General features: G+C 73.8%; 15 protein-coding genes. 3 read left to right on the forward strand and 12 right to left on the reverse strand.

Annotation, left to right across the window (positions count from 1 at the left end):
* Positions 1-306 precede the first annotated feature (306 nt).
* The 4 genes from F3H13_RS00480 to F3H13_RS00495 all read right to left on the reverse strand — a co-directional run bounded on the left by F3H13_RS00480 (position 307) and on the right by F3H13_RS00495 (position 4,755).
* A complete protein-coding gene (locus F3H13_RS00480; protein ID WP_149797114.1) occupies positions 307-1,488 on the reverse strand; it encodes a 5-(carboxyamino)imidazole ribonucleotide synthase in 1,182 nt (393 codons plus the stop codon).
* A 99-nt stretch (positions 1,489-1,587) separates the two neighbouring features.
* Positions 1,588-2,322 carry a hypothetical protein gene (locus tag F3H13_RS00485; RefSeq protein ID WP_149797115.1) on the reverse strand — a complete coding sequence of 245 codons (735 nt, stop codon included), beginning with the start codon at positions 2,320-2,322 and terminating at the stop codon, positions 1,588-1,590.
* A 78-nt stretch (positions 2,323-2,400) separates the two neighbouring features.
* Positions 2,401-3,552: an FtsZ/tubulin family protein gene (locus F3H13_RS00490; RefSeq protein WP_149797116.1), complete on the reverse strand. Its 1,152-nt coding sequence runs from the start codon at positions 3,550-3,552 to the stop codon at positions 2,401-2,403.
* 99 nt (positions 3,553-3,651) lie between these two features.
* Positions 3,652-4,755: an AI-2E family transporter gene (locus F3H13_RS00495; protein ID WP_149797117.1), complete on the reverse strand. Its 1,104-nt coding sequence runs from the start codon at positions 4,753-4,755 to the stop codon at positions 3,652-3,654.
* 129 nt (positions 4,756-4,884) lie between these two features.
* On the opposite strand from F3H13_RS00495, the gene F3H13_RS00500 reads away from it, so the two are divergent.
* On the forward strand, positions 4,885-5,382 hold the full coding sequence (locus F3H13_RS00500) for a LabA-like NYN domain-containing protein (protein ID WP_149797118.1): 498 nt from the start codon (positions 4,885-4,887) through the stop codon (positions 5,380-5,382).
* Between the two features lie 42 nt (positions 5,383-5,424).
* On the opposite strand, the gene F3H13_RS00505 is transcribed toward F3H13_RS00500, so the two are convergent.
* From F3H13_RS00505 to F3H13_RS00535, 7 genes are all read right to left on the reverse strand, one after another.
* A complete protein-coding gene (locus F3H13_RS00505) occupies positions 5,425-6,672 on the reverse strand; it encodes a M20/M25/M40 family metallo-hydrolase (RefSeq protein ID WP_149797119.1) in 1,248 nt (415 codons plus the stop codon).
* The gene (gene dapF, locus F3H13_RS00510) at positions 6,669-7,619 is read right to left on the reverse strand and encodes a diaminopimelate epimerase (RefSeq protein ID WP_149797120.1); all 951 of its coding nucleotides are present in this window, start codon (positions 7,617-7,619) and stop codon (positions 6,669-6,671) included. The genes F3H13_RS00505 and dapF overlap by 4 nt, the downstream gene beginning before the upstream one ends.
* The gene (gene lysA / locus F3H13_RS00515; protein WP_149797121.1) at positions 7,616-9,025 is read right to left on the reverse strand and encodes a diaminopimelate decarboxylase; all 1,410 of its coding nucleotides are present in this window, start codon (positions 9,023-9,025) and stop codon (positions 7,616-7,618) included. Before lysA ends, dapF begins: the two co-directional genes overlap by 4 nt.
* Positions 9,022-9,861, reverse strand: a complete 840-nt coding sequence (locus F3H13_RS00520; protein WP_149797122.1) for a 2,3,4,5-tetrahydropyridine-2,6-dicarboxylate N-succinyltransferase — start codon at positions 9,859-9,861, stop codon at positions 9,022-9,024. The genes lysA and F3H13_RS00520 overlap by 4 nt, the downstream gene beginning before the upstream one ends.
* Positions 9,862-9,918: 57 nt before the next feature.
* Entirely contained in the window at positions 9,919-10,767 is an 849-nt protein-coding gene (dapB, locus tag F3H13_RS00525; RefSeq protein WP_149797123.1) for a 4-hydroxy-tetrahydrodipicolinate reductase, read from the reverse strand.
* Positions 10,764-11,765, reverse strand: a complete 1,002-nt coding sequence (gene dapA / locus F3H13_RS00530) for a 4-hydroxy-tetrahydrodipicolinate synthase (RefSeq protein ID WP_149797124.1) — start codon at positions 11,763-11,765, stop codon at positions 10,764-10,766. The genes dapB and dapA overlap by 4 nt, the downstream gene beginning before the upstream one ends.
* 379 nt (positions 11,766-12,144) lie before the next feature.
* Positions 12,145-12,828 (reverse strand): haloacid dehalogenase type II, encoded by a 684-nt coding sequence (locus F3H13_RS00535; RefSeq protein WP_149797125.1) that lies wholly within the window; start codon positions 12,826-12,828, stop codon positions 12,145-12,147.
* Positions 12,829-12,970: 142 nt separating this feature from the next.
* On the opposite strand from F3H13_RS00535, the gene F3H13_RS00540 reads away from it, so the two are divergent.
* A complete protein-coding gene (locus F3H13_RS00540) occupies positions 12,971-13,918 on the forward strand; it encodes an HD domain-containing protein (protein ID WP_149797126.1) in 948 nt (315 codons plus the stop codon).
* A gap of 51 nt (positions 13,919-13,969) precedes the next feature.
* On the opposite strand, the gene F3H13_RS00545 is transcribed toward F3H13_RS00540, so the two are convergent.
* Complete coding sequence (locus F3H13_RS00545; protein ID WP_149797127.1) at positions 13,970-15,505, reverse strand: aldehyde dehydrogenase family protein; 1,536 nt, start codon at positions 15,503-15,505, stop codon at positions 13,970-13,972.
* Positions 15,506-15,622: 117 nt separating this feature from the next.
* Between F3H13_RS00545 and F3H13_RS00550 the strand changes: the two genes are divergently transcribed.
* Entirely contained in the window at positions 15,623-19,402 is a 3,780-nt protein-coding gene (locus F3H13_RS00550) for a transcriptional regulator FilR1 domain-containing protein (protein ID WP_149797128.1), read from the forward strand.
* The last annotated feature ends 28 nt before the right edge of the window (positions 19,403-19,430 follow it).

Below are 19,430 nucleotides of genomic sequence, written 5' to 3' on the forward strand. Positions count from 1 at the left end.
TCCTCGCTCAGTCGCTCGTTTCACTCGCTCCTTCGCTGCGGTGCTTACTTCGCCTGCGCCCGCTTCCCGGCTGCCCCTTTGAGTCCCGCCCCGCACAGCACAGCACCTCACGCCTCCCCAGCCTCGTCGGTCGCCCTCCGCTTCGCTCCGGACGACCGACTCCCTCGCGCGGTGCCGCTCACGGCCGCCAAAGCGGCCGTTCGCGGGCACGCAGGGAGGCGCGACGCGCCTCTTGCAGCCGGCGGCAGAGCCGCCGGCGACGCCACCGCAGTTCGTTTATAAGCAGATGTCGCCGTTGCCCGAAATCTACGCGTCTTGGAACGTCAGCTCGTCCCGGAGTTCCCGCGCCCGAGAGAGCAGCGCGTCAGGGTCGGTCTCGCCGTCGCCCGGCGAGTCCGCGTCCCGCTCGGTCACCGTCAGGTGCCCCATCTTCCGGAGCGGGTACACGTCGGCTTTGCCGTACCAGTGGAGGTCGGCGTCAGGCGCGTCGAGGACCGTCTCGACGTTCCGGAGCGTCGCCGCCCCTCGCTCGTCCACGTCGCCGAGGAGGTTCGCGGTGACCGCGGGCGCGACGAGGTCGGTCGGGCCGAGCGGCCAGCCGAGGACGGCCCGGACGTGGTTCTCGAACTGCGACGTGCGCGCGCCCTCGATCGTCCAGTGGCCGGAGTTGTGTGGCCGCGGCGCGATCTCGTTGACCAGCACCTCACCCTCGCGGGCCTCGAACAGCTCGATCCCGAAGACGCCGCGACCGTCGAGGACATCGAGTACGTCGCGGGCGACCGACTCCGCTTCGGCGACGACCGCGTCGTCGGCGCGGGCCGGACTGACGCTCTCGCGAAGGATCTCCTCGCGGTGGACCGTCTCCGTGACTGGGTAGGTCCGCGTCTCGCCGTCGGCGCCCTTCAGCCCCATCACGGCGATCTCGCGCTCGAAATCGAGGAACTCCTCGGCCATCGCGGCGCCGCCGACCGCGTCGAGCGCGTCCGCGGCCTCATCTGGTGTCTCGACCGGGACGTTCCCGCGGCCGTCGTAGCCGCCCTCGCGGGCCTTCAGCATGACGCCGCCGAACTCCTCGACGACGCGTTCGAGCCCCTCCGCGGTCGCGACCGCGACGAACTCGGGGACGGGGATCCCGGCGTCAGCGAGCGCCTCCTTTTGAACCAGTTTGTCCTGAATCGTCTCCAGCGTGCCTGGGTCGGGGTGGACCGGCACGCCGTGCTCCTCGCTCGCGGCCGCGAGGACGTCCGGGTCCGCAAGCTCGATCTCGAAGGTCAGGGCGTCGACGCGGGCGGCGAGCTCGTCGATCGCGTCCGCGTCGTCGAAGTCGCCGACGATCTGGTCGCTCGCGACGGGCGCGGCCGGGCAGTCGGGCGTCGGGTCTAACACGACGAGGTCGACGCCGAGCGGCGCGGCGGCCTCGGCCAGCATTCGGCCCAGCTGTCCGCCGCCGACGACGCCGAGCGTCGGCCCCGGAAGAGTGATCGACATGTGCGCGTCGATACCCAACAGAGATGAATAAGTATTGCCAAACACGCGACCGAATACGCATGAACACGGATCAATTCGCGGCGAGTCGGCCGGAGAGCGTCAGACCGAGACGCGTTCGAGGTCGCTCTCTAGCTCGTCGACGAACTCGTTGTACGCCGCGACGAACCCGTCGAACCGGTCGGCGTACTCCCGGACGTCGGCCGCGGAGGGCGCGCCGTACTGCGAGAGGAGGTAGAGCCCGCCCGACCCGCCGATCCGGAGGTACGAGACGGTCCCCTCGTCGTACTTCAGCTCCCAGCGGTCGCCCTCGACGCGCGCGGTGAACGTCCCGTAGTCGTCCCCCTCGTAGCGGTGGATCTCTCCGGCGATGACCGCGCAGGTGTCGCGGATCCCGTCGAGGACGCGGTCGCGCTCGGCCACCAGCCCCTCGGTCGTCGCCGGCTCGGGGAACTCGGCACTCACGCCGTCGAGGACGCCCGACAGCGAGTCGACGTGGTCGTTCCACGCCGCCACGAACGCCGCGTAGTCATCCAGCGCGGTCGAGAGCGCGGCCGGCTCCGGCGGCTGCTTCGTCGAGATGACGTACGTGTCCGAGCCCGACTTCGGCGAGAACAGCAGGAACTCCAGCTCGCCCGCCTCGTGTTTCACCGTCCACTCGCCGCCGGGCGTCGACAGCGTCTCGCGGCCGTAGTCGCCGCCCTGGAGCCGCGCGAGCTGGAAGGCGATCCGTCCCGCGTGGTCGCGCACGGCGGCCACGATCTCGTCGCGTCGCTCCGCGACGGCCGCGGCGTCGCGCACGTCGAGGTCGATGCCGAGGTCTGCCTGCGTCGTCACGGGATCACTGGGCGCGCCACCCGGTTAACCGGTTCGGGTCGGTCGTCGGCGCTCGACCGCCGGCTCGCTGCGACGCAGTCACGCGATCGTCTCCCGGAGCTCGCGGATCCGCTCCGGCTCGTCGATCCCGGAGCGGATCACGACCGCGGAGACGGCGTCGCCGTCGGGGACCGGGGCGTCGCCGCTCAGGATGGCGTCCGAGCCGGTCTCCTCGGCGAGCCAGCGCCGCCCGTCGGCGATCGCCTCCCGGTTGAGCCACGCCGGCGGGCCGCCGACCACGAGCAGGGTCCGGTCGGCGCGCCCCTCGGGGACCTCGACCGTGTTCTTCCCGCGGGCCGCCTTCCGAATGACCGTCTCGATGGCGGATACCGCGGCGCTCGTGTCGACCTCGGCCGGCTCGGAGGAGCCGAACAGCCCGAGCCCGAACCGCGAGCCAGAGTCGGGGGGCTCCACCGCCTGCGTCGCGTGGCCGATCGCCGCGATCTCGCCGTCGCTCCCGACCGCGCGGGCGACGTCGCTCGCGTCGAGCACCTGCTGGGGCGTCGCCGTGCCCTCGGGCGTCTCGCCGGCGCCGAACAGCGCCGCGACCCGCTCGACGACGACCTCGTTGAGCCGGTCGCGGGCCCCGCCGAGCGTCTCGCTCGGGCGGAGCCACGCCGCGTTGTCGAAGGGGAAGACGGCCGCGCACTCGTCCGAGAGCGCGTCGAGGGTCCGCGCGGCGTTCCGCTCGGCCAGCGGGCGGTGGGGGGTCGGCGGCGCCGACTCGCCGTCCGGAACCCCGCTCGTCGGCCCGTCGTCGTCCGGTTCGTCCGTTTCGCTCGGGACCGGAAGGATCCCGAACGCGTAGACGGGGGCGTCGTAGAGCCGCGAGAGCTCCGCGGCGAGCGCGGGGGCCGCGCCCGCGCCGGCCGCGCCGCCGAGGCCGACGACGATCAGGAACGCCTCCGCGAGGGACGGCTGCTGGTCGTCCATCGTCCGATCGAGTTCGCTCGCGTGGGCGTCCCCGAGGCGGCGCCCGGCGTGGAGGTCGCCCTCGAGCCCGTCCCCGCCCGCGGCGTCGCCGAACCGGTACCGGCGCTCCTCGCCGAGCGCGTCCAACGCCTCAAGGGCGTCCATGTCCGTGTCGAATGCGTGTACGCCCGCGAGGAAGGGTTCGGCGTCGTGGCCGGCCGCGAGGCGGTCGACGATCCGCCCCCCGGCTCCGCCGAGGCCGATGACGTGTAGTCGCATACGTGGGCCGGTCGTCGAGCGGGGATATATGACTTCGGCTCGCCGCGAACGAGGGGCCGGGCGGCGGCGTCGGAGCCGGCGGCGGCGGCGGACGCCGACTCAGAACTCGTCGATCCGGCGCTGCGCCTCGGGGACCTGTGGACCCGGGTCCGGCTCCGCGCCGAGCAGGCGCAACAGCGCGGTGTCCGCGAACGTCAGCGCCAACACGAGGATGATCGGCGCGAGGAACAGCCCGTGGAATCCGAACACGACCGGGCCGAAGATGTACGCGAGCATGAGCAGGCCGACGTGCGTCGTCTCGCCGCTGAAGTACGGCCGGAGGACGATGTCGGGGATGGTGTCGACGACCACGGCCGCGACCGCGAGGAACCCGGCGACGTAAGCGAGCAGCGAGAGCTCGCCGTCGATCGCGATCGGGATCGACATCGCCGCCGCGATCGGGATGTAGACGATCTTCATCCCGATCACAGGGATCAGGCTGGCGACGCCGGTCAGCGCGCCCGCGAGCGTCGGGTAGGGTATCTCGACCGCGGCGGGGGCGACCGCGTTGTACCCGAGGTAGGTGACGACCGCGATGACCGAGATGGCGATGACGTTGAGGAGGTTCCCGTACAGCACCGCCTCCAGCTCGTCGTCGGCGGTCTCGAGGTACTCGCGGACGAGCGCGTCGTCGTCGAATCGCAGGAGCCACTCGTGGAACCGAGAGCCGTCGATGAGGAGGTAGTAGGTGACGACGATGGTGATGAGGAGGTTCAACGCGAGCCCCGAGAGGGTGCTGGCGAGGAGCGACGCCTGGTCGGAGACGAGCTCGATGAGCGGGTCGAACTGCCCCGAGCGGTACGCCGCGAGCAGCTCGTCCATCGTCGGGTTCGACAGCTCCGCGAGGTCGCCGACCACCGAGTTCTCCGCGCCGATGGTGTCGGCCACCGGGTACGTCTCGATGAACCGCCGCGCCTCCAGAACGAGCAGGACCAGCGTGTAGCTCACCAGCCCGATGAGCGGGACGCCGATGACGGACAGCGACACCACCGCGCGCACCCGGGCGGGCAGTCGGAAGCGTTCGAGCCGGTGGTAGAACCGCCGTGTCGAGTAGTAGAGGAAGACGGCGACCGTGAGCGGGGCGACGAACCGATAGGCCACGTAGCCGGCGACGATCGCGACCGCGAGGCCGAAGAGGGCGACGACGAACCGCTTTTCGTCCATGGGCCACGGTCGCCAGCGCCGGACATAAACCATGGTGGTCGTTGCGGGGGTCCCGCGGCCGCGACGGACCTCGTAATCGCGGTCGCGCGGATCCCAAAGCCCCTAACTGCGGGGGGTGAAGGAGGACGCATGAGCGAGATTCACCCGGACCAGCGCGTCGCCGTGCTGGCGGACTCACAAAACCTCTATCACTCGGCACAGAGCCTCTACTCCCGGAACATCGACTACTCCGGCCTGCTCGACGAGGCCGTCGCGGACCGGTCGCTGGTGCGCGCTATCGCGTACGTGATCCGCGCCGACTCGCCGGAAGAGGAGAGCTTCTTCGAGGCGCTCCGCGACATCGGCTTCGAGACGAAGATCAAGGAGATCAAGACGTTCGCCGACGGGTCGAAGAAGGCCGACTGGGACCTCGGGATGAGCCTCGACGCCGTCTCCTTAGCGAGCCACGTCGACACCGTGATCCTCTGCACCGGCGACGGCGACTTCGCCCGGCTCTGCTCGCACCTCCGCCACGAGGGCGTCCGCGTGGAGGCGATGGGGTTCGGCAACTCCGCCGCCGACGAGCTGATCGAGGCCGCCGACGACTTCGTCGACCTCGCCGAGGAGGAAGACACCTTCCTGCTGTAGTTGGTCGCGAATCGCGGCTTTTGGACGGCGGCCGTCCGTCGGTTATCCGAGCAGCGCCGCAACCGCGTCTTCGACCGCCGCCGCCGCGGCCTCGACCTCCCGCACCCGGACGTACTCCCGCTCGGCGTGCGCAACCGCGCCCGCGTCGTCCGCGAGATCGCCCGGCCCGAACACGACCGTCGGCGCCGGTGCGAAGTAGGAGGCCTCCGTCGCGGCGCCGAAGGGGCGCACGTCGCCGCCGCGTTCGCTCGGAAGACCGACCGCGTCGACCGCCTCGCGCGCCGCCCCCGAAACGGTTCGGACGAGCTCGTGGTCCGGGTCCGTCGCGAACGCCTCGAGGAACGGCGACTCGCGGTCCGTTAGCGAGACCGCGGCGTCGACGCCGGTGTGGTCGCCGCCGTCGCCCGTGCCGCCGGGGAGTGACTCCCGCACCGCGCCCGCGAGCGACGACCGGAACTCCTCGGCGGTCTCCGGGGGGACGCTCCGCCGGTCGACGGTGATCGCGCAGTCCGCCGGCACCTGGTTCGTCGCCGCGCCGCCCTCGATGACCGTGGGGGTGAGCTTCGGCGGGCCGAGCTGGGGATGCGCGTCGGCCCCGTCGTCGAACGTCCGGATCGCGGCGAGCGCGTCTTCTGCGGCCGCGACCGCGTTCGCGCCCGCGAACTCCGCGGCGTGGGCCGCCGTGCCCGACAGCTCCACGGTCCCCTGGAATCGCCCCTTCGCTGCGGTACACGCGTCGAGGCCGGTCGGTTCCCCGACCAGGTACAGGTCGCCGTCGAGCCGGTCGTCGGTCCCCGGGAGCCGCCCCGTCAGCGCCGCCGCCCCGAGCGACAGCGCCTCCTCGTCGGGGGTGAGCGCGAGCGTGATCCGCCCGCGGTCGGGGTCGGCGGCGAGGAATCCCGAGAGCAGCGCCGCGAGCGGCCCCTTCGCGTCGCAGGCGCCGCGCCCGCGGATCACCTCCTCGCCGGCCGCCGCGTCTGGCTCGGAACCGCCCCGCTCGTCCTCTCGCGCCGCGCCGCGCTCGAACGGGACGTGCGGCGTCACCGTGTCGAGGTGGGTGTTCAACACGAGGTGCGGGCCGGCCTCGGGCGCCGGCGAGCGCTTCTCCGCGAGGACGCAGCCGTCCGCGACGACCGCGGGGTCGGCGCCCCGGTCGTCCAGCAGGTCGACGACGAACTCGCGCATCTGGGCGACCGACTCGTGGGAGGGAATCCGGACCGCGTCTTCGAGGAAGGAGACCGGGTCGAATCCGGATCCGGCGTCCGCGTCGGCGTCGCCCCCGTCGCTCATCGCGGGTCGGCGGGGAGCGTCCCCGAGAACTCGTGGGCAACAGGGCCGGTGAGCGTGGCGTGGCCCGCGTCGGGGACCGTTATCTCCAGTTCGCCGCCCGGCGGGCGGCTCACCGCGGACTCGCCGTCGATCAGCCCGAGCCGGCGAGCGGCCGCGACGACCGCGACCGCGCCGGTGCCGCAGGAGCGCGTCTCGCCCTCGACGCCGCGCTCGAAGGTGCGCTGGTCGATGACCGCCGGTCCCTCACCGCTCCCGTCGTCGACGACCGCCGCGAGGTTCACGTTCGCGCCCTCGGGGAAGACGTCGGCGTGGCGGACCGGTGTCGCGACCGCGTCGAGGTCGACCGCGTCGATCCCCTCGGGGTCGTCGCGGCCGCCCTCGACGAACGCGACCGCGTGCGGGACGCCGGTGTTAACGGCGGTGACGGTCAGTCCCTCGACCGGTTCGTCGACCAGCGGGTCGTCCCCGAGCGCGCCGTCGCGGGCGACCGGAACGCGACGGGGGTCGAACGTCGGCTCCCCCATCTCGATGGTGGCCGCGGTCGCGTCCGCGGTCACGGTGGCGCGGCGGGTGCCGGCCTGCGTGTCGATCATGAACTCGCGGTCCCCGGTTCGATCGTGGGCCCAGCGCGCGACGACCCGAGCGCCGTTGCCGCACATCGTCGCCGTCGAGCCGTCCGGCTGGACCAGCGTCATCACGACGCGGGTCGGGTCGAACCGCTCCTCGACGCTGACGAAGAGGACGCCGTCGGCGCCGCGCCGGTCCGCGGGCGCGTCGCGCTCGGCGGCGTCGGACCCGAAGTCGCGGCCGGCGACGCCCGTCTCGCGGTCGCAGTGGGCCCGCGCGAACGCCGCGCGGTCGCCGACGTTCTCGGCGGCCGCGTCGACGACGAGAAAGTCGTTGCCCGTCCCGTGGTACTTCTCTACCGGGACGGCGTGAGTGCTCATCGGCCGCCCTCCGGTCGGTCGGTTCGGTGACGCTCGGCCGCGTCTCGTTCGACCGTCGTCAGGTCGCCGAGCGTCTCCCTGCTTCGGGCGACCGTCGCGGTTCCGTCGTCGAGCGCGACCTCCGCGGGCCGCGGTCGTGAGTTGTATTGGCTCGCCATCTCGTATCCGTACGCGCCCGCGACGCCGACCGCGAGGAGATCCCCCCTGGCCGGGTCGGCGAGCGCTCGGTCTCTACAGAGGGCATCGCCGGTCTCACAGATAGGTCCGGCGACCGTGACAGGGGTTGCCTCTCGCTCGGCGACGGGGGGCGCGTCGCTCCCGTCGCGTCCCCGTCCGCCTCCGAGGTTCCGGATCGGGTGATACGCGCCGTACATCGCCGGCCGCAAGAGGTCCGTCATCCCCGCGTCGACACCGACGACCGTCTCGTCCGGCGTCGGCTTCACGGTGTTCGCGCGCGTCAGGAGGACGCCCGCGTCGGCGACGACGTAGCGCCCGGGCTCTATCGCGAGGTCGACGACGTCGGGGAGCGGCGCGACCGCCTCGCGCGTCGCCTCGGCGACCGCCGGGAGGTCGAGCGCCGGGGCGTCTTCCTCGTAGGGGACGCCGAAGCCGCCGCCGACGTCGACGTATTCGAGGTCGAGGGGGTCGACGTCCGCGGTCGGTTCCTCTCCGCTCGGTTCGGCCAACTCCCGCGCCAGTTCGCCCATCCGCGCGACAAGCTCGCGGTGGCTGTCCAGCTGGTCCGGGTCGATGCCGGAGCCGGCGTGGGCGTGGATTCCGACCACGTCGAATCGCTCGGCCGCGTCTCGCGTCGCCTCCGCGGCGCGGTCGTACGGGATCCCGAACTTCGCGGCGCCGCCGGTGGTGACCTTCTCGTGGTGGCCCGCGCCGACGCCGGGGTTCACGCGAACGCAGACCCGACCGTCGTAACCCCGCGCCGCGAGGCGGTCGAGGGTGTCGACCGCGCCGACGGTGACGGTGAGGTCGGGCTCCGCCTCGGCGACGCCGGCGACGTAGTCGAGGTCGCGGGCGGGCGGGTTGACGGCGGTGTAGTGGAGCCGCGAGCCGCCGAAGCCGGCCGCGAGCGCGCGGTCGACCTCGCCCGCCGAGGCGCACTCGGCGCCGAGGCCGGCGTCGCGGACCGCCTCCAGCACGGCCCGGCCGGTGTGCGCCTTGACGGCGTACCGCACCTCGGCCTCCGGGAACGCCGCGAGCAGGCGCTCGCAGTTCTCGCGGACGCGGTCGAGGTCCTGGACGTACAGGGGCGTCTCGTACTCGGTCGCGAGCCCGCGGAGCCGCTCGGCGTCCCAGTCGCTCACGCGGCGGACCGGGGGGTTGTCGGCGGCGGGCTCGCCCGCTGCCTCCGTGCCTGCGTCGCCCCTACCACCCGCGTCGCCGTCGCTCATTCGCGGAGCGCGTCCTCCCGCCGCGTCGCTTCGAGGGTGTCCTCCTCGACGTGCGTCGCGACGACCGCGGGCTTGTACGCGCCGCCCTCGAAGAGGTCGTGGTCGCCGACGGACGATTCGACCATCCGGGTGAACGCGCGGCGCTCGGCAGGGAGGTGGCCGTAGATCACTTCCTCCTCGACGAGGTCGTAGACCGGGATCCGGGGCGTCAAGAGGGTGTTCTCCCCGACGATCGAGTTCTCGCCGACGCGGAACCCGGAGGTGACCCGGCAGCCGGCGCCGAGCGAGACGCCGTCCTCGAGTATCACCGGCGCGTCCTCGACGGGTTCGAGGACGCCGCCGATGAGCGTGTTGGCGCCAAGCTTGACGTTCTCGCCGAGCTGCGCGCAGGAGCCGACGGTGTCACAGGAGTCGACGAGCGTGCCGTCGCCGACGTACGCGCCCATGTTGACGAACGAGGGGCTCATCATGATGCAGTCGCTGCCGAGGTACGCGCCGCGGCGGATCGCCGTGCCGTCCGGCGTGTTCCGGGTGCCGCGCTCCGCGAGGTCGTCGGTGTCGCGCAGCGGGAGCACGTCGTGGTAGGTGACGCCGCCGTACTCGCGGGGCTCCGTCTCGCGCAGGCCGAAGTTGAGCAGGATCCCTCGCTTGACCCACTCGTTGGCCGCCCACGAGGTCACGTCGTCGCCGGTCTTCTCGGCGGCGCGGACCTCGCCGGCCTCCAGCGCGGCGAGGAACTCGTCGATGACCGCGGCGTCGGCGTCGGTCGCGTCCGCGGCGGTCAGCCCGTCTTGATAGCGGTTCCAGAGGTCGGTGACGTCGGCTTCGAGGCTCATTGGATGGCGTATAGATGAGTGACGGTATTTACCCGTCGATATCCGGATACTCGACGGTTATTCATCGACGGCCTCGTCGGCCCGGTCGTCGCCGGCGCCGCCCGCGTCCAGCACGTCGCCGAACCCGTACCAGCCCGTGTCGCGGTCGGCGAGCCACGCGGCGGCGTCGAGCGCGCCCTCGGCGAACACCCCGCGGTCGCCCGCGCGGTGCGTGAGTTCGAGCGTCTCGCGGTTGCCCGCCAGCAGGACCTCGTGCTCGCCGGTCACGTCGCCCGCGCGGCGGGCGTGGACGCCGATCTCGCCCGGGCTCCGCGGAGCGTCGCCCTCGCGGCCGTGGACGCGCTCGTCGAGGTCGTCGCGGGCGGCCTCCACGTCGTCGAGGATCGACTTCGCGGTGCCCGAGGGTGCGTCGCGCTTCGCGTTGTGGTGCGTCTCGGTCAGTTCGACGTCGTAGCCGGGCAGCGCCGCGGCGGCCTCGCGGACCGCCCGACGCAGCGCGGCCACGCCGCGCGCGAAGTTCGACGCCTTGAGGACGGGCACCGCCTCGCTCGCGGCCCGGAGGTCGTCGATCTGCGCGTCGGCGAAGCCGGTGGTCCCGGTGACGAGCGGGACGCCCGCGTCGGCGCACGCCTCGGCGTACGCGACCGCCGAGGCCGGCCCGGTGAAGTCGACGAGGGCGTCCGGCGTCTCGCTCGCGAGCAGGTCGTCGAGGTCGTCGGCGTCGTCGACCGCGACGCCCGCCACTGGGTCGGCCGGGGTTCTGTTGACCGCGACCGCGACGGCGACGCCCTCGCGGTCGGCGGCGGCTTCGATCACTTCTCGACCCATCCGGCCGCCGGCACCGGTGACGGCGATCCGGAGGTCGCCGTCGCCCGCGCCGCCGGCTGCGCCGCCCGCGTCGCTCATTCGGCGCCCTCCGTCGCCGGGGGTTCGAGAGCCGTTTGGTCGAGCGCTCCCGCTGCGTGCTCGTCGTACGCGGCCAGCAGCTCGCGGAGCGGCTCGCGACGATCCTCTGAGAGCCGCGAGAGCGGCGGGCGGACGCGGGGGCCGCCCCGCCCGCGGAGGTGCATCGCCTCCTTCACCGGGATGGGGTTCGTCTCGGCGAACAGCTCGCGGACGAGCGGCGACAGCTCGTGGTGGAGCGTCCGCGCGCGGTCGTAGTCGCCCGAGAGCGCGGCGCCGACCATCGCGCAGGTCCGCTCGGGCTCGACGTTGGCGACCACGCTGATCGTCCCCGTCCCGCCCACCGAGAGGACCGGGAGCGTGAGGCCGTCGTCGCCCGACAGCACCGCGAACGCCTCGTCGCGGGTGCGCTCGATCACCTCGCTTATCAGGTTCAGGTCGCCGGAGGCGGCCTTGTACCCCCGGATGTTCGGGTGTGCTGCGAGCTCGACGGTGACGTCGGCCGGGATCGACTGGCCCGTCCGGCTCGGCACGTTGTAGACGATCTGCGGGAGGTCGACCTCGTCGGCGACGGTCCGGTAGTGGTCGAGGAACCCCTGCGGCTCGGGCTTGTTGTAGTACGGTGAAATGAGAAGTAGGCCGTCGGCGCCGGCGTCGGCCGCGCGCTGCGACAGCGAGAGCGCCTCCGCGGTGTTGTTCGAGCCGGTGCCCGCGATCACGGGGATGTCGTCGAGCGCGTCGCGGACCGTCTCGATCACCGCGACGTGCTCGTCGTGGCTCATCGTCGCCGACTCGCCGGTGGAGCCGACGGGGACGACCCCGTCGACGCCGGCCCGCTCCAGGTAGCGGGCGTTCGCGGCGAGCTGCTCGTGGTCGACCGCGTCGTCGTCGGTGAAGGGGGTCGTCATCGCGGGGTAGACGCCCTCGAAGGGCGCGTCCGTCGGTTCGCTGTTCGTCTCCTCGTGCGTCGCGTATGGTGTCGTCGTGGTCGTGTCTGTCATGGGTGCTGCCGCGAGTCCGGGTCGGTAAGCGGACCTGTGCGCGCGCCGGGGGTCGTCCGGGACGGGGTCGCCACTCCCGCCGGCGGACGGTTCACGCGCGTTTCTTCGAGAAGAGCCGCGCCGCTGGCGTCGACGGCTGACCGCGTACGGACGCGGGACGGGTCACACCGGTGTATGGATCGGTCGCGCGCTTATAGGTTGTGCCTCGGGTCGAAACTGCCGCCGGGGTCGGTCGCGGGTCCGGCGTTCACTGGCGCGTCGGTCGCGGGTCCGGCGCTCGCGGGCGCGTCGGTCGCGGGTCCGGCACTCGCGGGCGCGTCGGTCGCGGGTCCGGCGCTCGCGGGCGCGTCGGTCGCGGGTCCGGCGTTCGCGGGCGCGGTCAGGCCCCGAGCAGGTCCGCGAGCTCGTGGAGCGTCTCGACGGTGACGTCCGGGTCGCCGCCGAACGGCTCCCACGGCGTTCCCTTCCGGTCGATCCACGCGGCCTGCATCCCGGCGTGGCGCGCGCCCAGCACGTCGAACCAGCCGGCGGTCGCGTGGACCACCTCGTCGATGGGCGTCCCGGTCCGGGCCGCGCCGTGGCGGTAGAGCTCGGCGGCCGGCTTGAACGTCTCCACCTCGTCGGCGCTGATCGTGTCCGCGACGAGGTCCGCGATGTCGGCGTGGTCGACGAGCGACGCGAGCATCTCGGGGTCGCCGTTCGAGAGGACGTAGCAGTCGTAGCCGGCGTCGCGGAGCCGCCCGATCGCGTCGCGCACGTCGTCGAACACCTCCAGCTCGTGGTACACCGCGAGGATCTCGTCGCGCTCCGCGTCGGGGAGGTCGACGCCGTGTGCGGCGAGGGCGTGCGTCAGCGCGTCGCGGTTCATCTCGTAGAACGGCTGGTAGGCGTCGACCGCGTTCGCGACGAACGTGTACGCCAGCGACCGCGACCGCCACAGCCGCGACACCGGCTCGGGGTCGGCGACGCGGTCCGCGAGCGCCGCCTCGGCGGCCTCCACGTCCACGAGCGTGCTGTACGAGTCGAACGTCACCGTCGAGACGCGGTCCGGGTCGAGCGCCATACCCGGGGCCACACCGGGCGGCCGGATAAGCGGTCGGGGCGCCGGCAGGATCCGTCGCGGTTCGGGCACCGAGTCGCCCGCTCCGGGCGCCGAGGGCGCGCGCCTCGCACATTTATCCCTGCCGGGCGACTGGTTGAGACGCATGAACGACCCCGCCGACGGCTCCGGCCCGACCGACCGCGACGACTCCTCCGACCGTGACGAGCCCGCCGACCCGACCGCGGATCACGATCCGACCGCAGAGGGCGCGCCGGCCGCGCGCGAGGGAGTCAACGCCGGCACCGACGCCGACCGGCACGAGTACGACCCGGACGCCGACCACGCGTTCCCGGACGACCGGCTCAACGAGGTCATGTCGCGGCTCACGTCGGACGAGGAGATCGTCACCTACCTGGAGGCGCAGAACGTCAACCCGGTCGCCCGGAAGGGGTATAACGACCACGGCGCCAAACACGTCGAGATCGTCCGGGACCGCGCGCTCCGGCTCTACGACCTGCTCAAGTCCGGCGGCGTCGAGTTCAACGGCGCCCGCCAGCAGGGGCTTGACGAGGCGGACGAGCCGGTGATCGTCGCGCTGGCGGCGACGCTCCACGACATCGGCCACGTCGTCCACCGCCACGACCACCCGTACTACTCGATCCCGCTGGCGGCGGACCTCTTAGACGATCTCCTCCCCTCTTTTTACGACGTGGCCGATCAGGTCCGCGTGAAGGCCGAGGTGCTCCACGCGATCTTATGTCACCACACGGAGGAGCAGCCGCTCACGCTGGAGGCCGGCGTCGTCCGGATCGCCGACGGCCTCGACATGGAGCGCGGGCGCTCGCGCGTCCCCTACGAGGAGGGCGGCCGCGGGATCAACACCGTCTCCTCGCAGGCGATCGAGCGCGTTTCGCTCCGCGAGGGCGACGAGACCCCGGTACAGGTCGTGATCCGGATGAACAACGCGGCCGGCGTCTACCAGGTCGACTCGCTTTTGAAGGCGAAGATCGACGGGTCGTTGCTCGAAGACCGGGTCCGGACCGTCGCGATCAACACCCACAGCGACGGGAACGACGGGAACGGGTCGATCGTTGATCGGATCGAGCTCTGACCGGTCGGCGAGGCGGGGTAGGGCGGTGGGGTAGGGCGGGGCGTCCCCGGCTCAGGGTCCGCGAAGCGTGTCGCCCGCCCCGTTCCGGTGGGCGGCCTCGTCGACGACGCTCGTCGCGGCGACGGTCGTCGTCCGCGCGAAGTACTCCGGCGTGAGCCCCCCGCACAGCTGGCTCCCCTCTGCGGTTCCGCCGCCCAGCACGGGCGCCGCCTCGAACCCGTTTGAGCGAGCGCCCGTCGCCGCGATCCCCGGCTGGTTGACGACGAGGCGCCCGGGGGCGAGCCGCGCCGCGACCCGGCGGGCGCGACGCTGTTGGGTGGTGTGGACCGCCGCGGCGTGCGATGAGCCGATCTCGGCGGCGAGGTCGAGCGCGGCGTCGAACCCGCTCCGACCGTGGACCGCGACCGCGGGGATCCCTGGCAGCGTCGCGAGCCGGTCGTCGGCGCCGTCGGGCTCGGCGACGAGGAACGCCGCTTCGCGGGCCGGGGTCGGGAGGTCGAGCGCGGCCGCCAGCCGGCGCGGCGAGTTCCCGCGGGGGTCCGCCTCGTCGCTTCCACCTCCTCCGAGCAGCGCGCGGAGGCGGTCGCGCTCGGCGGCGTCGAGGACGTACCCGCCCTCGGCTTCGAGCGCAGAACACAGCGGGTCGACCGCCGGGGAAACCGTGACGACCGCGGCGTCGCCCGCGGGGTGGGCGCCGAAGTCGTAGGTCGCGCCCACCGAGACCCGCGTGGCCACGGCCTCCGCCGGGACCGAACCGTCCGCGACGGCGACGACGCCGTCGGCGCTGGTCGCGGCGTTCGGCGTGCCGCACCGCTGCCCGGCGGCGACCGTCGCCGCGGAGCCGGCCGCGACGACGAAGTCCGCACGCTCGAACAGCGCGTCGGTCCCCGGCTTCGAGGCCGGCGCCGGCAGCATCGAGACCGCGCCGGTCGGCGCCCCCGCGTCGGCGAGCGCGCGCCTGACGGTCTCGACGACGACGTCGCACGTCTCCACGGCCGAGGGAGAGGGCGCGAAGACGACCGCGTTCCGGCCGGCGAGCGCGTACAGCGAGACGACGGCGGGGATCACGACCGGGTGCGTCGCGGGGACCGCCGCGCCGACGACGCCGATCGGTCCGGCGAGCGTCACCGTGCCCGTCGCGCCGTCGCGGTCGACCACGCCGGCGGTCGGCGCGTCCCGCAGCGTCCGTCTGGCCGCGTCGAGCGCGGTAGCGACCTTCTCGGTCTTCGTTCCCGGGTGGCCGCGCCCCGTCTCGTTGGCCGCCGACCGCGCGAGGCGACTGACCGTCTCCCTGTCCGCCAGGCGCTCGCCGACCGACCGCACGAGCGCGGCGGTGTCGTCGGGGTCTCGGCATGCGAGTTCGTCCGCCGCTTTTCGCGCGGCCGCGACGGCACGCGACGCGCGGTCGGGCAGCTCGGAGGTGCTCGCTCCGTACCGGCCGCGCGCCGGAGTCGCTCCGTCCGGGTCGGTCCCGGCCGCCGCGTTGACACGCTTTCGCCCCGTCTCGTCGCCTCGGTCCGCTTCCGTCTCACCGGTCCCGTTCGCCGCGCCCGGATCGTCGCTCTCGCCCGCGGGGTCCCCGTCCATGGGTCCGATTGCGGCGTCGTCCGGCTTATTCTCACCCCGTGAAACACTGTGTCACCGCGCGCGGCGAGTCGTCACCGAAGAAACAGTTATGTCGGTGGGGTCGGTGCGGGGTGACGTATGACGGAGCCGTCGGAGCTCGTGGGCGTCGTCGAACGCCGCCTCGACTTCCTCGAACGGCTCGCCGCGGAGCCGCTGCGGAAACACGAGCTCGTCGACGCGCTCGGCCACTCCCGGTCGACGGTGAACCGCGCGATAGACGAGCTGGAGGCGGCGGGGCTCGTGGCCGGCGAGACGGACGGCTACCGCACGACGCTCTCCGGCCGCCTGCTCGCGAACGGCTACCGCGAGTTCCTGACGGTCGCCGACGACCTCGCGGCCGCGGGCGACGTGCTCGACCCCCTCGGCGCGGACGCCGACGTCGACTCCGCGGTCCTCCGCGACGCGGAGACGTACCGGGCCGCGGCCCCGGACCCCTACCGGCCGCTCGAGGTCCTCGACGACGCGCTCGCCGACGCGGACGCGATCGCCGCCGCGCTGCCGGCCTTCCCGTACCCCCAGGTCGCGGAGCGGCTCCGGCGCGCGGCCGGCGGCGGCGGGACCGTCGACCTCGCGCTGGCGGACCGGGCGTACGGACACGCGGCCGAGCGCTTCGCGGACGACCTCGCCGCCGTCGCGTGCCGGGAGGGCTGTCGGGTCGCCGCGGTCGACGCCGTCGACGCGGGGGTGGTCGCGGCCGACGAGACCGCGCTGCTTCTCACCTTCGACGGCGACGGCACGCTCCACGGCGCGGCGGCGTCGACCGACCCCGAGGCGGTCGCGTGGGCGGAGGCGGCGGTGCGCGAGCTGGTCGACCGCGGACGCGACGCGGGCGAGGCGCTCGCGGCGATGGACCGGGCCGAGTCGGAGACGGCCGGCGGCGAACGCCCCGACGGCTCGCGGGGGGCGGACGAGAGGGGCACGAGCGCCGCCGGCAGCCTCTTCGGACAGATCGGTCCGAGCGACGCCGGTCCGGGCACGCTCTCGACGCAGGGGTTCCACGCGGTCGACGAGGACCGGCTCACCGGCGACCCGGACCCGTACGGACCGCTCCGCGCCACCGCGTCGTTCTCGGAGGTGGACGCAGGATACGTCCTCGACAGGACCGCGGCGCGGGGCCGCGACCGGCGTTCGCTCGCCGGGCTGCTGGTCGACGGCCTCGCCGAGGGAACCGACCACGCGCTGGTCGGCCCGCCGGGGAGCGGGAAAAGCACCGTCTGCCGGAGCGTCGCGGTCGAGTGGTTCCGGTCGGGACGCGGCCCCGTGACGTACCGCCCGAGCGACGGCGGCGACCCATTTTCCGCGACGGAGCGGCTGCGCAAGCGCGTCACAGAGGGCGACGGCCACCACCTCGTCGTCGTCGAGGATGCCGTCGATCCGGGGGCCGCGGAGGCTATCGGCGTCGCCCGCGAGCTGGCCGACCGCGACGACGTGTCCTTCCTGTTCGACGCCCGCGAGGGGCCGTACGACGACCCCGACGGACTCCCGCTGTCGCCCGCCGACCTCCGCTACCGCCGAGCGATCGAGACCGTGCGGATGCCGCGGCTCGACGAGCGCGAGGTGGAACGGTTCGTCGACCACGTCGCCGACCGTACCGGAACCGTGCCGGCGGCCGACCCTGCTGCGCTCCTCGATGACGTGCGGCGCACCGACGACGAGCGCGTCGGCGAGCTGCTCGCGCTCGTCCACCGCCTCGTCCGCGCGACCGGCGACGGCGCGGGCGGCGTCGGCGATGGCGGCGGCAGCGCCGCGGCCGGGTCGTTGGCCGGCGGCGACGCCGGCAACGCGAGTGGTGCGACGGGCGTGCGCGACGGCGACGCGGGCCCCCAGTCCGGGCTGGAGGCGGCGGTCGCGGAGGCGGTCCGGGAGGTCCGGAACCGCCCGCCGCCGACCGCCGACGTCGCGGTACTCGTGAACCTCCTCAACGTCGCCAGCGTGGGCGAGGTCTCAACTCTGGCGTACGCGCTCGTCGACGGGCCGGAGCGGAGCGATGGATCGGAGGCCGGCGGGTCGGGGGCCGACGGCGATCCCTCGACGACCGCCGACCGCTCGCCGACCGTCGACGGGGTTCGCCGCGCGCTCGACCGCCTCCTCGGGAGGGTCCTCGTCGGGTCGGGCGACGGGGAGTACCGCGCCGTCCACGACGAGTGGTCGGTGCTGTTCTTAGAGCGGCTCGTGGAGCGGGAGCCGGCGCCGGTGGTCGCCAGACGCGTGGGCCGGACCGTCTCTCGGGTGCTCGCGCTCGCGGACGATCCCGCGCGTCGCTCCCGAGTCCGGCGGGCCGTCGGCGGTGACGCGCCGACGGTGAGCCGGATCGAGCGCGACCCGGCCGCGTGGGCGGCGGAGACGGTCCGGGCGGTGTACGGCGTCGGGCGGCGCTACCCCCGGCTCGCGGCGCTGTACGGGCGCGTCCGCTACGCCTGGATCGACCTCCCGGACGCGTGCCCGGACGACCTGCGCGACCGGCCGCCGGAGTGGGTGGCGCGGATGTACATCGACGCCGGCGACCTCGGCGGCGCGACGGAGGCGCTCGACGCGTGGCGGCCGGTCGACGAGGCGGGAGCGGCCGAGCGGCAGCGCGGGTACGGCGACGTCGCGCGGCGGCGCGGCGAGTACGACGTGGCGCGCGAGCGGTACGAGCGCGCGGAGGAGCTGTTCGACGCCGCGGGCGACCGCGGCGGCCTCGCGGCGGCGGTCCGGGGCCGAGCGCAGGCGGCGCACTTCGACGGCGACTACGAGGTCGCCTACGAGGCGGCCTCGAGAGCGTACGCCATCGCGGCCGAGGTCGGCGACCCGATCGCGACGGCGAAGGCGCTGATGGACGTCGGGAACGCGCTTGACGGGCTCGACGGGACCGACGCCGTCCTCGATCACTACCGGGTCGCCGGCGGCCTGTTCCGGGCCTACGACGACACCCACGGGGCGGCGAACGTCCGGGCGAACCTCGCGGTCGCGCTGCGGCGCCGTGGTGACCTCGACGCGGCCAAGCGTTCGGCGAGCCGCGCGCTCGACGGCTACCGAACGGTCGGCGACAAACACCGCGAGGCCATCTCGCTTTTGAACCTCGCGGTGGTCGCCGAGCAGCGCGGCGCGGTCGGCGAGGCGATCGCCCGCGCGGCGGAGGCCCGAACCATCGCCGAGCGGATCGGCTCGGAGCTGTACGAGGCGTTCGCGCTGAGCCACCTCGGCAGCGCGGCGCACGTCGCCGGCGATCTCGACCAGGCCGAGCGGTTCCTGACCGCCGCGCTGGATCGCCTCGACGCGCTCGACGCCGACACGCGCTGCGCGATGGTGACCGCGATCCTGGCGGAGGTGGCGATCGACCGCGGCAACCTGACCGAGGCCGAGCGGCGGATCGAGCGGACCGCGTCGCTGCTCGACGACCACGCGGGCCGCAAGCGGCTGGCCGAACTGGACCGGGTCCGGGGGCGGCTGGCGCTCGCCCGGGGCGATGGCGACGACGCGGCGTCGGCGCTGGAGTCGGCGGTCGAGTCGGCCCGTGACGGCGGGTTCACGCAGGTCGAGGCGCAGGCGCTCGCGGCGCTGGGGGCCGCGGCGGCCGAGCGCGGCGACGCCGTCGCGGCGGTCGACCGGCTGACCGCGGCCCTCGATCTGGGCCGCCGGATCGAGGGCGCGCGGGCGACCGTTTCGGCGGCCGATCGGCTCGCCGACCTGCTCGCGGGGAGCGCCGCCGGGTCGAGTTCGATCGACCGCGAGGCCCTGACCGAGGCGCTCCGGGAGTCGCCGCCGGAAGCGGTCCCGGCGGAGTCGGCCGCGGACCCCGAAGCGTACAGGGAGATCGCCGACCGCTGGCGCGTCGACGGCGAGGACGTCGCGGCGGCGTACCCCCCGCTCGGCTGAGGGGAGCGGTCACGGTACAACCGGGAAC

Origin of the sequence: Halorubrum xinjiangense, from assembly GCF_900102375.1 — an archaeon.
Classification (GTDB): Archaea; Halobacteriota; Halobacteria; order Halobacteriales; family Haloferacaceae; genus Halorubrum; species Halorubrum xinjiangense.